The organism is Brevundimonas sp. NPDC007368 (assembly GCF_042869015.1).
Classification (GTDB): domain Bacteria; phylum Pseudomonadota; class Alphaproteobacteria; order Caulobacterales; family Caulobacteraceae; genus Brevundimonas.
In genome coordinates this window covers 277,955-290,055 of sequence record NZ_JBIAFA010000002.1, presented here as the reverse complement: position 1 = coordinate 290,055, position 12,101 = coordinate 277,955, and the positions used below count along the sequence as shown (strand labels likewise).

The 12,101-nt window shown below is 66.0% G+C and carries 11 protein-coding genes; 1 reads left to right on the top strand and 10 read right to left on the bottom strand.

The features are described from left to right. Positions 1-15: 15 nt before the first annotated feature. The 7 genes from frr to dnaE form a co-directional block, all read right to left on the bottom strand. Complete coding sequence (gene frr, locus ACFYLW_RS05090; RefSeq protein WP_292082673.1) at positions 16-573, bottom strand: ribosome recycling factor; 558 nt, start codon at positions 571-573, stop codon at positions 16-18. 38 nt (positions 574-611) lie between these two features. Then, the gene (gene pyrH / locus ACFYLW_RS05085; protein ID WP_292082671.1) at positions 612-1,349 is read right to left on the bottom strand and encodes a UMP kinase; all 738 of its coding nucleotides are present in this window, start codon (positions 1,347-1,349) and stop codon (positions 612-614) included. Positions 1,350-1,488: 139 nt separating this feature from the next. Continuing rightward, positions 1,489-2,430 carry a translation elongation factor Ts gene (tsf, locus tag ACFYLW_RS05080; protein WP_292082670.1) on the bottom strand — a complete coding sequence of 314 codons (942 nt, stop codon included), beginning with the start codon at positions 2,428-2,430 and terminating at the stop codon, positions 1,489-1,491. Between the two features lie 99 nt (positions 2,431-2,529). After that, positions 2,530-3,375 (bottom strand): 30S ribosomal protein S2, encoded by an 846-nt coding sequence (gene rpsB / locus ACFYLW_RS05075; RefSeq protein ID WP_312063459.1) that lies wholly within the window; start codon positions 3,373-3,375, stop codon positions 2,530-2,532. Between the two features lie 165 nt (positions 3,376-3,540). Beyond that, positions 3,541-3,891 (bottom strand): GFA family protein, encoded by a 351-nt coding sequence (locus tag ACFYLW_RS05070; RefSeq protein WP_292082668.1) that lies wholly within the window; start codon positions 3,889-3,891, stop codon positions 3,541-3,543. Between the two features lie 15 nt (positions 3,892-3,906). Continuing rightward, a complete protein-coding gene (locus tag ACFYLW_RS05065; RefSeq protein WP_292082667.1) occupies positions 3,907-4,320 on the bottom strand; it encodes a DUF3224 domain-containing protein in 414 nt (137 codons plus the stop codon). Beyond that, positions 4,320-7,775, bottom strand: coding sequence for a DNA polymerase III subunit alpha (gene dnaE / locus ACFYLW_RS05060; protein WP_312063456.1), 3,456 nt, complete (start codon positions 7,773-7,775; stop codon positions 4,320-4,322). The genes ACFYLW_RS05065 and dnaE overlap by 1 nt, the downstream gene beginning before the upstream one ends. Before the next feature lie 324 nt (positions 7,776-8,099). Between dnaE and msrA the strand changes: the two genes are divergently transcribed. Then, positions 8,100-8,735 (top strand): peptide-methionine (S)-S-oxide reductase MsrA, encoded by a 636-nt coding sequence (gene msrA / locus ACFYLW_RS05055; RefSeq protein WP_312063455.1) that lies wholly within the window; start codon positions 8,100-8,102, stop codon positions 8,733-8,735. Here the strand turns inward: msrA and ACFYLW_RS05050 are convergent. The 3 genes from ACFYLW_RS05050 to proS are packed head-to-tail and all read right to left on the bottom strand — an operon-like array spanning position 8,732 to position 12,064. Next, positions 8,732-9,448 (bottom strand): ABC transporter ATP-binding protein, encoded by a 717-nt coding sequence (locus ACFYLW_RS05050; RefSeq protein WP_312063454.1) that lies wholly within the window; start codon positions 9,446-9,448, stop codon positions 8,732-8,734. The genes msrA and ACFYLW_RS05050 overlap by 4 nt on opposite strands. Then, entirely contained in the window at positions 9,441-10,751 is a 1,311-nt protein-coding gene (locus ACFYLW_RS05045) for a lipoprotein-releasing ABC transporter permease subunit (protein ID WP_312063453.1), read from the bottom strand. Before ACFYLW_RS05045 ends, ACFYLW_RS05050 begins: the two co-directional genes overlap by 8 nt. Continuing rightward, the gene (gene proS, locus ACFYLW_RS05040; protein ID WP_312063452.1) at positions 10,748-12,064 is read right to left on the bottom strand and encodes a proline--tRNA ligase; all 1,317 of its coding nucleotides are present in this window, start codon (positions 12,062-12,064) and stop codon (positions 10,748-10,750) included. The genes ACFYLW_RS05045 and proS overlap by 4 nt, the downstream gene beginning before the upstream one ends. Between the last annotated feature and the right edge of the window lie 37 nt (positions 12,065-12,101).

The following is a 12,101-nucleotide window of genomic DNA, read 5'->3' as shown; positions in this document are numbered from 1 at the left end:
CGACGCGAAGCTGCGTCAGACCTGCATGATCTCGACTTCCTTGGCCTTCAAGGCCTCGTCAATGCGCTTGATGGCCGCGTCGGTGTCCTTCTGGACCTCGGCTTCCATCTTCTTCTGTTCGTCCTGGCTGATCTCGGCGGCCTTTTCAGCCTTCTTGAGATCGTCATTAGCGTCGCGGCGCACGTTGCGCACGGCGATCTTCTGCTGTTCTGCGTACTTGCCGGCCAGCTTGACCAGATCCTTGCGGCGCTCTTCGGTCAGCGGCGGAACCGGAATGCGCAGGGTCTGACCGTCCACGATCGGGTTCAGGCCCAGACCGGCGGCGCGAACAGCCTTCTCGACCGGTCCCACCATGCCCTTGTCCCAGACGTTGACCGAGATCATGCGCGGCTCGGGCACGCTGATGGCGGCCACAGCGTTCAGCGGCGACGTCGAGCCATAGGCCTCGACCTGGACAGGGTCGAGAAGGCCCGCATTGGCCCGACCCGTCCGCAGCCCGGCGTAGTCTTCCTTCAGCGAGGCGACGGACTTGTCCATCCGGTCCCGGTAGGTCTTGAGGTCGGGCTTGGCCATGGTGGTTCCTTGGTCTGGTCGTTCGGAGCGAGAGCCGCTTACGCGGCCTTGTTGGTGATGACGGTGAAGGTGCCGTCGCCGCGCAGGGTCTTGCGCAGCGAGTCTTCCTCACGGATCGAGAAGACGACGATCGGAATGTCGCTGTCGCGCATCAGGGCGATGGCCGAGGCGTCCATGACGCGCAGGTCCTTGGCCAGGACCTCCTGATAGGTCAGCGTCTCATAGCGCGTGGCGTTCGGATCCTTCTTGGGATCGGCGGTATAGACGCCGTCCACGCTGGTGCCCTTCAGCAGGGCGTCGCAGCCCATTTCCGCGGCGCGCAAGGCGGCGCCCGAGTCGGTCGTGAAGAAGGGAGCGCCTACGCCGGCGGCGAAAATCACCACCCGTCCCTTTTCCAGGTGCCGCATGGCGCGACGACGAATGTAAGGCTCGGCGATAGCGGCCATGGGAATGGCGCTCTGGACCCGCGTATCGACGCCGATCTTCTCGAGCGCGCCCTGCATGGCCAGGGCGTTCATGATGGTGGCCAGCATGCCCATGTAGTCAGCGTTGGCGCGATCCATGCCCTCTGCCGCCTTCGACAGGCCGCGGAAGATGTTGCCGCCGCCGATGACGAGGCAGATCTCCACGCCTTCGCGCGCCACCCGCGCCACGGCCGCCGCCACGACATCCACCGTCTTCATGTCGATGCCGTAGGACTGATCCCCCATCAGGACCTCGCCCGAGACCTTCAGCAGGACGCGCTTGTATCGGAAGTCGGAAGGGGCGTCAGGCATGGGTATGGGTCCGTGGATACAGGGGTTACGCATCCGCACGAGGTGAATCGGCGGCTCATCATAGACGAAGGGCGCGCCGGCCATCAAAGCCGAACGCGCCCTTTTGAAAATTCTTCCCTTTCAGGAAGAAACTTCGGTGTTAGTTGCCGCCGGTCATCGAGGCCACTTCGGCCGCGAAGTCAGGGGTCTCGACCTTCTCGACGCCTTCACCCAGGGCCAGACGGACGAAGCCGGCCAGACGCAGGTTCGAAGAGCCCAGTTCCTTGCCCGAGTTGGCGACCAGTTGTTCGATGGTCACGTCGGGGTCCATGACGAACGGCTGCTTCGACAGCACCACGTCCTTCTGGAACTTGTTGATCTGACCCTCGACGATCTTCTCGATCATGTTGTCGGGGCGACCTTCTTCCTTGGCCTTTTCGATCAGAACGGCACGTTCCTTCTCGATGGCGGCCGGGTCCAGATCGTCGGTGTTCAGCGACAGCGGCGCCGTGGCGGCGACATGCATGGCGATCTTGCGGCCCAGTTCGCGCAGGGCTTCCTGGTCGCCTTCGCCTTCCAGGGCCACCAGCACGCCGATGCGGCCGACGCCCGGCGAGACGGCGTTGTGGACGTAGGTCGAAACCACGCCTTCATCGACGGCCAGACGAGCGGCGCGGCGCAGTTGCATGTTCTCGCCGATGGTGGCGATCAGCTGGGTCACTTCGTCCTGAACCGTGCGGCCGTTTTCCAGGGTCGCGCCGTGGATGGCGTCGACGCCGTCGTGGTGCAGGCCCAGTTGGGCGAACGACTTGGCGGCGTTCTGGAACAGGTCGTTGCGGGCGACGAAGTCGGTTTCCGCGTTGAACTCGATGGCGGCGGCGACTTCGCCCTTGCCTTCGGCGCGGACGGCGACGGCGACCAGGCCTTCAGCGGCGACGCGGTCGGCCTTCTTGGCGGCCTTGGACAGGCCTTTGGCGCGCAGCCAGTCGATGGCCGCGTCGATGTCGCCGTTGTTCTCAACCAGCGCCTTCTTGCAGTCCATCATGCCGACGCCCGAACGCTCGCGAAGCTCCTTCACGAGGGCGGCAGTGATCTCGGCCATGTTCTTCTCCTGGAAATTCAAATGAGCGGCCGGGCTTGAATAGCCCGGCCGCATGTCAGTTTGGCGTAGGTCCCATCACCGATCGGACCTCGAGGACGTTTAGCCCTCGACCTTTTCTTCAGTCGTCGCGAGCAGTTCTTCTGCAGCACCTTCCGTGCCGGCCGGAGCGGCTTCAGCAGCGGCCGGAGCAGCAGCTTCACGCAGCATCGGCTCGACCGGAGCTTCCGCAGCGCCCAGATCGATGCCCGAGGCCGAAGCGCCGGCGGCCAGGCCGTCCAGGACGGCGTCGGCGATCAGGTCGCAGTAGGTCTGGATGGCGCGGGCGGCGTCGTCGTTGCCCGGGACCGGATAGGTGATGCCGTCCGGGTCCGAGTTGGTGTCCAGGATGGCGATGATCGGGATGTTCAGCTTGCGGGCTTCCTGGATCGCGATCGCTTCCTTGTTGGTGTCGATCACGAACATGATGTCCGGGATCGAACCCATGTCCTTGATGCCGCCCAGCGACAGTTCCAGCTTGTCCTTCTCGCGCTGCAGGTTCAGCAGCTCTTTCTTGACGCGGCCTTCGCCGCCGGCGGCCAGGACGGTTTCCAGCTCGCGCAGGCGAGCGATCGAACCCGAGACGGTGCGCCAGTTGGTCAGCGTGCCGCCGAGCCAGCGGTTGTTCATGTAGTACTGGGCGCAGCGCGTGGCGGCTTCGGCGACCGGGCCGGCGGCCTGGCGCTTGGTGCCGACGAACAGGACGCGACCGCCCTTGGCGGCGACGTCGCGAACGGCGACCAGGGCCTGGTGCAGCAGCGGCATCGTCTGCGACAGGTCGATGATGTGGATGTTCGAGCGCGAGCCGAAGATGTAGCGGTCCATCTTCGGGTTCCAGCGGTGCGTCTGGTGACCGAAGTGAGCGCCGGCTTCCAGCAGCGTACGCATCGAGAATTCAGGCAGAGCCATGATCGTTGTATCCTTTTTCCGATCAAACCTAGCGTGAGCGAGTAAAAGGACCGGGCGGTCCCTCGGAACGGTGCAGACCGGGATGTCTCCCCGGACCGCGCCACGCCCACGTGCGAAGTGCGCGCGCTCTCTAGGCGGATTGATCGGAAAAGGCAAGCCAATCAGTCAGAAGCTGCGCCCATCCACGCGCTTGGCGGTCCAGCCCCACGGCTCCACATCCGTCAGGGTCCGCACATTGATCGCCGCCACCTCGGACCCGTCGGGCGCCACGCCGTAACCGAAGGGCTGAACTCCGCAGGTCCTGCAGAAGCGATGGTCGATCTTGTGGTGGTTGAAGAAGTAGGAGGTCGTCGCCTCCTCCCCCGCTGTCAGCCGGAATGCAGCTCGCGGCGCGAAGGCCAGGACAAAGCCCTTTCGGTAACAGTGCGAACAGTTGCACTCGATCAGGCCCTCCAGCCCGACCTCGACCTCGTAGGCCACCGCGCCGCAGTGGCAGGATCCCTTGTGCACGGCCATGTTCGCTCTCCTCCCTCAGGATGTCGGCAGACTGTATTCCAGATCGTAGTTGTGGACGCCGTCCACGATCGTCAGGTGAAAGACCCCGGCGATCCCCGTCAGTTCCCCTGCCCCCGATCCCGGCACGATGGTGATCAGCAGTTCCTGCGCGCCTCGATCCATCAGACCGCGATGCACCAGAGTGAAGGCTCCCTCGCGCCCGTCGATTGCGCCGTGCACCCGGTCGATGGCGACATAGGCGCCCGACCGCTCGGGGCTCATGGTCGCCAGCATCTCGCCAGCGGCGGTTCCCGTCAGGTCGCCGTGAAAGGTCTTGGCCAGAAGCATGCGTCCCGGCGCGTCCGAGGCGGCGCCCTCCGCCGGCTGGACCGGGGTGATGACGACCTCAAAAGTCCCGCGCGCATTCTTCATGACCAGCCCCTCGCTCATCAAGCGTCCTCCAGCATCACCACGCCCGGCGCCGATTTCAACGCCCCACGCAGGGCCGCATCCAGTCGGTAGCGGCCCGGCAGCTTGATCTCGATCTCGGTGCGCCCGCCCAGCGTGGCCTGAAGCCAGACCTCGCCGCCCTTGCCCTGGGCCCGGGCCCGATCCAGTCGCGCCTTCAGCGCCTCGGCGTCGGCCGACTGCGCCGACAGCACCACCCGCAAGCCGATCTGGGTGTCATCCAGCAGGGTCTCCATCCGGCTGGCGTCGTCGCCGAAGAAGCGCACCTCGCCGTCCGCCGACTTGGCCCGCACCTTGACCAGGACCGAAGCGCCGACCTCGAGGATGTCCCGGCAGCGCCGCAGCTGTTCCGGCGGGAACAGGCATTCGAATTCCCCCGTCGGGTCCGAGAAGGTGACGAAGGCGAACTTCTCGCCGCTCTTGGCGCTGGCCCGCTCCTGACGCCGACGCACGACGCCGGCCATCAGGAAGGCCTCGTGCCCCGCCTCGGCCAGGCCCTGCGCCTCGGCCACGAAGGTCACGCGCTTGCGTTTCAGCGCCGGGGTCAGATCCTCCAGGGGGTGGCCCGACAGGTAGAAGCCGACCGCCGCCAACTCCTGATCCAGCTTGTCAGGCCCGGCCCAGGGCTCGACGCTCTTCAGGCGTGGCCGCGCGGCCCCCGCCTGATCCGCGCCGAACAGGCTGACCTGCGACGAGGCGCGCTCGGCGGCGACGCTCTGGCAATAGGCGATCAGGGTGTCAGCCTGTTCGAACAACTGGCGGCGATTGGGGTTCAGGCTGTCGAATGCCCCGGCCTTGGCCAGACCTTCCAGCGCCCGCTTGTTGACCGCCTTGGGATCGACCCGCTCCAGGAAGTCGAAGATGTCGGCGAACGGCCCGCCTGCATCGCGCACCTCGACGACGTGCTTCATCGCCTCCAGACCCACGTTGCGGATGGCGCCCAGGGCGTAAAGCACGCTGCCCTGCCCGTCCTTCCACGCCACGTCGAAGTCGGCGGAGGACCGGTTGATGTCTGGCGCCAGAACCGGGATCTCGAACCGGCGGCAGTCCTGGTAGAAGACCGCCAGCTTATCGGTATTCGACAGGTCGAGGCTCATCGAGGCGGCGAAAAACTCGACCGGATGATTGGCCTTAAGCCAGCCCGTCTGGAACGAGATCAAGGCATAGGCCGCCGCGTGCGACTTGTTGAAGCCGTAGCCCGCGAACTTGGCCACCAAGTCGAAGATGGAGCCCGACTGGGCCTCCGGCACGGACTTCTCGGACGCGCCCTTGACGAAGCGGAGGCGCTGGAAATCCATCTCCTCCTTCTTCTTCTTGCCCATGGCGCGGCGCAGAAGGTCGGCTTCACCCAGGCTGTAGCCCGCCAGGATCTGGGCGATCTTCATCACCTGTTCCTGGTAGATGATGACGCCGTAGGTCTCGGTCAGAACCTCCTTCAGGCTGGGGTGCAGATAGTCCACCTCGGCCCGGCCGAATTTCCGGTCGATATAGGTGTCGATCATCTCCATCGGCCCCGGCCGGTAAAGGGAGATCAGAGCAGTGATTTCCTCGATGGATCCGCAGCGCATCTTGCGCAGGGTGTCGCGCATGCCCTGGGATTCCAGCTGGAACACCCCGACCGTCTGGCCCGAGGCCATCAGCTCATAGGTCTTGGGATCGTCCAGCGGCAGCAGGTTCCATTCCGGCGCTGCGCCGCGCCGCTCCAGATACTCCCGCGCCCGGTCCAGCACCGTCAGGGTCTTCAGGCCCAGGAAGTCGAACTTCACCAGACCGGCCGGCTCGACCCACTTCATGTTGAACTGGCTGGCCGGGATGGTCGAGCGCGGGTCCTGATAGAGCGGCACCAGCTCGGTCAGCGGCCGATCGCCGATGACGATGCCCGCCGCGTGGGTCGAGGCGTTGCGGTACAGCCCCTCCAGTTCCAGCGCAGTCTCCAGCAGGGTCTTGACGGCTGGTTCGGCGTCGCGCGCCTCCTTCAGGCGCGGCTCCAGATCAATGGCCTGGGCCAGGGTCACCGGGTTGGCCGGGTTGTTCGGCACCATCTTACAGAGCCGGTCCACCTGCCCCAGCGGCATCTGCAGCACCCGGCCGACGTCGCGCAGCACGGCCCGCGCCTGCAGGGTGCCGAAGGTGATGATCTGGGCCACCCGGTCCTTGCCGTAGTGGTCCTGCACATAGTCGATCACCTCTTCCCGCCGCTCCTGGCAGAAGTCGATGTCGAAGTCGGGCATGGAAACCCGTTCGGGGTTCAGGAACCGCTCGAACAGCAGGCCGAACCGCAGCGGGTCCAGATCGGTGATGGTCAGCGACCAGGCCACCAGCGAGCCGGCGCCGGAGCCCCGCCCCGGCCCCACCGGGATGCCGTGCAGCTTGGCCCACTTGATGAAGTCCGAAACGATCAGGAAGTAGCCGGGGAACCCCATCTGCTGGATGATCCCCACCTCCCATTCGAGGCGGTTCCAGTAGTCTTCCTCGGGCGCATAGGCCTTGTTCTTCTCAAGCCTTAGCTTCAGCCCCTCGCGCGCCTGGTGCGCCAGTTCGTCGGCCTCGGAGCGCCCGGCCCCGGTGTCGAAGCGCGGCAGGATCGGCGCGCGGGTCTGGACCAGGAAGGCGCAGCGGCGGGCGATGTCGATGGTGTTGTCGCAGGCCTCGGGCAGGTCCGAGAACAGGGTCCGCATGGCCTCGGCGGTCTTGAACCAGTGCTCGCCGGTGATGCGGCGCCGGTCTTCCTGGCCGGTGAAGGCGCCGTCGGAGATACACAAAAGGGCGTCGTGCGACTTCGCCTGGGCCGCCTTGGCGTAATAGACGTCGTTGGTGGCGACCAGGGGCACGTCGTTGGCGTAGGCCCACTCGACCAATCCCGCCTCGGCGACCGGCTCGTGAGGCAGGCCGTGGCGTTGCAGCTCGACATAGAAGCGGTCGCCGAAAACGCGCTTCATCTCCTCAAGGGAAGTTATCGCATCTTCGCGCTTGTTCTGGACGAACAAAGGGTCAATCGGGCCGTCGGGACCGCCCGACAGAAGGATCAGGCCCTCAGACTTATCCACAACCTGCGCCCAGGGCACACCCGGCTCGGACATCTCGCCGGCGTCGAGATAGGCAGCGGACGACAGGGCGCACAGGTTCAGCCAGCCCTGCTCGTTCTGAACCAGCAGCACCACGGTCGGCGTCTTGGCCCAGCGCTCGGCGACCTGACCGCCGATGCCCAGCACCGGCAGGGCGCAGGCCACGATGGGCTGGACGCCCGCGTCCTTGGTGTTCTGGCTGAACTCAAGCGCGCCGAACAGGTTGGCGCGATCAGCGACCGCGACGGCCGGCATCCCTGCGTCTGCGGCCATCTTGCCGATCTTGCCGGCCTTGATCGCCCCCTCCAGCAGGGAATAGGCGCTGCGGACCCGCAGATGGACAAAGCCCTGACTATTCGTCGTTTCCGCCAACACAAACTCCGCTGATCCCGATCGACGAGACCTCTCATATCCGACCGCCATGCGGTCGGGCTGTGATCATGCAGGGAGTCGATGCGGCGATCACGCCACCAGGAAAGACGCCTGCCAGATCATCCAGACGAAGCCGCCGCACGACGCAAGCGACAGCATATCCCTCACCCAACGCGACATCGGTTTATCCCCAGCTCGGTTGTTCCCGAAACGTTCTATATTCTCCCTTTGTTCTCATTGCAAGCGCCCGAATGAAAACCCCGCCGTGGCGAGACGCCCTCGCCTTTCCCATGTTGGAGGACACAGAGATTCAAGGAGCCGCCCATGTCGTCGCGCCTTCTGCCCCTCGTCGCCGTGATCCTGACGGCGGCCTGTTCACCGGGCGAAGCGCCCGCCAGCGCCGCGCCGCTGGAGCCGCCCCCGCCCGGCTTTCAGACGGCGATCTTCGCGGGAGGCTGCTTCTGGACCGAGGAAAAGGCATTCGACGGCCTGCCCGGCGTGCGCTCGGCGGTGTCAGGCTTCGTCGGCGGCACGTCGCTCAACCCCACCTATGACCGCGTCGTGCGCGGCGGCACCGGCTATCGCGAGGCTGTGCTGGTGACGTTCGACCCGGCCGTGGTCAGCTATCGCGCCCTGGTCGACCGCTTCTGGCGCACCATCGACCCGACCGACGCCACCGGACAGGTCTGCGATCAGGGTCCCTCCTACGTCTCGGCGGTCTATGCCACCGAGGCCCAGACGGCGACGGCGCAGGCGTCCCGCACTGCCGCGCAAGCTGCGTTGGGCGCCAAGGGCTCGGGCTTCACCACCCCGGTCTATCCCGCCATGCGCTTCTGGCCCGCCGGTCCCGAGCATCAGGACTTCGCCAAGCGACACCCGGCCCGATACGAAGCCTACCGCATCGGCTGCGGGCGCAGCGCCCGACTGCGGGCCCTGTGGGGTGCCGCCGCGGTAGGCTAGTAGGTCTGGGCCTCGGCGGCGCGTTCTTCCAGATGGCCGTCCTTCAGGGCGAAGACGCGGTCCATGTGACCGGCCAGCTCCATGTTGTGGGTGGCGATCAGGGCGGCGACGCCCGTGGTCTTGGCCAGTTCGCGCAGGGCCTCAAACACCGCATGGCTGTTGGCGGGGTCCAGGTTGCCGGTTGGTTCGTCAGCCAGCAGCAGACGCGGGCTGTTGGCCAGCGAGCGGGCGATGGCGACCCGCTGTTGCTCGCCGCCCGACAGTTGGGCCGGCTGGTGTGTGAAACGTTCGCCCAGACCCAGGCTGGTCAGCAGGGCCTCGGCCCGGCGACGCGCCTCGGGTTCGGAATGACCCGCGATGCGCATCGGCAGGGCCACATTATCCCGCGCATCAAATTCCGGCAGCAGGTGGTGGAATTGATAGACGAAACCGATCCGTGACAGGCGCAGGCGTGTCCGCGCCCGCTCGTCCAGCCCGCCGACGTCCTCGCCGTCGATCACGACCTGCCCGCTGGTCGGGCGTTCCAGCAGACCGGCGGCGTGCAGCAAGCTCGATTTGCCCGAGCCCGACGGCCCGATCAGGCCGACGACCTCGCCCGGCATGATGTCCAGATCGACGCCCTTCAGCACCGTGAGGCCGCCGGAAGCGGTCGGATAGGTGCGGGTGATCCCGCGCAGGCTGAGCGTCAGTTTCTTGTTCAGCGGACTATTCAAAGCGCAGGGCCTCCACCGGGTCGATCCGCGACGCGTTCCACGACGGCGGCAGGCTGGCGAGGCAGCTCATAAAGAAGGAGAAGAGCGCCACCCAGGTCACGTCCCACGGATCGACCAGGGCCGGAATGGCGTCCAGCATATAAACGTCGGCGTTGAACAGCTGGACCCCCAACAGGGCTTCAAGGAAGTGCTGGATCGCGCCGATGTTCAGACAAAACAGCAGGCCCAGCACCAGCCCGGCGATGGTGCCGCCGATGCCGATGGCCGCGCCCGAGACGAAGAATATGCGCAGGATCGACGAGGGGCTGGCCCCCACGGTACGCAGGATGGCGATGTCGCGGGTCTTGTTCTTCACCAGCATGACGATGCCGGAAATGATGTTCATGGCGGCGATGGCCACGACCAGGCCCAGAATGATGCTCATGGCGACGCGCTCGACCTTCAGCGCGCCCCAGAAGGCGGCCAGACGGACCCGCCAGTCGGTGACGATGCTGCCAGGTCCGGCAGCCTGCTGAACAGGCGTCAGCAGGGTCTCGACCTGATCCGGTTCAGCGACCTTAATCTCGATCACGTCCCAGACCCCCTCCTTGCCGAAGAAGAGCTGGGCCTGTTCCAGCGGCATGAAGATGAAGGCGCGGTCGTAGTCCGCCGTGCCTGAGCTGAAGATGCCGCCGACGCGGTAGGTCTTTTCCAGTCCGCCCAGATTGCCAAAGGCGCTGTCAGCGCCGGTCGGCGAATAGATGGAAATGGCGCTGCCGACGCTCAGCCCCATCTGGTCGGCCAGAGCCTTGCCGATCAGAATGTTGTCGCCGCCGTATTCGCCTCGGCCGAAGGATGCGATCTCCTCAGGCTTCAGGCTGTCATAGACGAACTTGGTCGAGGCCAGGTCCTGAGGCCGCACGCCGCGCACGACGCCGCCCGTCATCTGGCCGCCCGCACGGAACATGGCGGGGGATTCTGTCAGCGGCGACACCGAGACCACGCCGGGCACGTCAGAAATCCGCTTCAGCGTCGCCTCGCGGTCGGGCGAAGTGAGCACCGGCCCCTGGACATACATATGCCCGTTGAACGACAGCATCCGGCCCAGCAGTTCGCTGCGGAAGCCGGCCATGATGCTCATTACGCTGATCAGCACCGCCACGGCCAGCATGATGCCGACGAAGCTGATGATGGCGATCAGGGCGACCCCGCCCTCCTTGCGCTTGGCGCGAAGATAGCGAAGCGCCAGTCCGATCTCCCAGGCGGAGAAGGGACCGGCGGGTTTCACGGCGGGCGGCGTGGAGGCCGTCGCGGCGTCGGTCATTGCGTCAGCAGCTCCAGGGCGGCGTCGAGCGACAGGGTTTGCTTCTCGCCGGTGGCGCGGCGCTTCAGTTCGACCACGCCGTCAGCCATGCCCTTGGGCCCGACGGTCAGCTGCCACGGCACGCCGATCAGGTCGGCGGTGGCGAACTTGCCGCCCGGACGCTCGTCGGTGTCATCGTAGAGGACGTCCTTGCCCAGGGCTTCCAGCTTGGCCACGGCCTCTTCACAGGCGGCCGAGACGGCTTCGTCGCTGGCGCGCAGGTTGATCACCACCACGTCGAACGGGGCGACCGAGTCCGGCCAGATGATGCCGCCGGCGTCGTGGCTGGCCTCGATGATGGCGCCCATCAGACGCGACACGCCGACGCCATAGCTGCCCATGTGGACCTCGGTGTCCTGACCGTCCGGTCCGGCGACCTTGGCCTTCATCGGGGCCGAGTATTTGGTGCCGAAGTAGAAGATGTGGCCGACCTCGATGCCGCGCGCCGACAGGCGGTCGCCCTCGGCGGTCTGGGCCTCGAACTGGGCCGCGTCATGCATTTCCTCGGTCGCGGCATAGAGGGCCGTGCGCTCGTTGAAGACGCCTTCCAGTTGCTCGACGCTGAGGTTGTGGCCGGGCGCGTCCATCTCGACCAGCTTGCGGTCGCAGAAGACCTCGCTCTCGCCGGTCTCGGCCAGGACGATGAACTCGTGGCTCAGGTCGCCGCCGATGGGGCCGGTGTCGGCGCGCATCGGCACGGCCTTCAGGCCCAGGCGCGAGAAGGTATTCAGATAGGCGGCGAACATGCGCTTGTAGGCGATGCGGGCCGAGGCCTCGTCCAGATCGAAGGAATAGGCGTCCTTCATCAGGAACTCGCGGCCGCGCATGACGCCGAAGCGCGGACGGCGCTCGTCGCGGAACTTCCACTGGATGTGGAAGAGGTTCAGCGGCAGGGCCTTGTATGACTTCACGTAGGCCCGGAAGATATCCGTGACCATTTCCTCATTGGTCGGTCCGTACAGCAGCTCGCGCTCATGACGGTCGGTGATGCGCAGCATCTCCGGGCCGTAGGCGTCATACCGCCCGGACTCACGCCACAGGTCGGCCAGTTGCAGCGTCGGCATCAGCAGCTCGACGGCGCCGGCCTTGACCTGCTCCTCGCGGACGATGTTCTCGATCTTGCGCAGCACCCGCAGGCCCAGCGGCAGCCAAGCGTAGATGCCGGCGGCCTCCTGTTTGATCATGCCCGCGCGCAGCATCAACTGGTGCGACACGATCTGGGCGTCGGAGGGGGCTTCTTTCAGGGTCGGCAGGAAGTAGCGCGACAGGCGCATGGCGGGAATCTCTGCAAAATCAGTCTGGCCCGAGTTT

Excerpts from the sequence above, each read along its gene's own strand:
- rpsB (WP_312063459.1), bottom strand. The coding sequence starts at position 3,375 with ATGGCTCTGCCTGAATTCTCGATGCGTACGCTGCTGGAAGCCGGCGCT.
- ACFYLW_RS05045 (WP_312063453.1), bottom strand. The coding sequence starts at position 10,751 with ATGACCGACGCCGCGACGGCCTCCACGCCGCCCGCCGTGAAACCCGCC.
- msrA (WP_312063455.1), top strand. The coding sequence starts at position 8,100 with ATGTCGTCGCGCCTTCTGCCCCTCGTCGCCGTGATCCTGACGGCGGCC.
- frr (WP_292082673.1), bottom strand. The coding sequence starts at position 573 with ATGGCCAAGCCCGACCTCAAGACCTACCGGGACCGGATGGACAAGTCC.
- ACFYLW_RS05065 (WP_292082667.1), bottom strand. The coding sequence starts at position 4,320 with ATGAGCGAGGGGCTGGTCATGAAGAATGCGCGCGGGACTTTTGAGGTC.
- pyrH (WP_292082671.1), bottom strand. The coding sequence starts at position 1,349 with ATGCCTGACGCCCCTTCCGACTTCCGATACAAGCGCGTCCTGCTGAAG.
- proS (WP_312063452.1), bottom strand. The coding sequence starts at position 12,064 with ATGCGCCTGTCGCGCTACTTCCTGCCGACCCTGAAAGAAGCCCCCTCC.
- ACFYLW_RS05070 (WP_292082668.1), bottom strand. The coding sequence starts at position 3,891 with ATGGCCGTGCACAAGGGATCCTGCCACTGCGGCGCGGTGGCCTACGAG.
- tsf (WP_292082670.1), bottom strand. The coding sequence starts at position 2,430 with ATGGCCGAGATCACTGCCGCCCTCGTGAAGGAGCTTCGCGAGCGTTCG.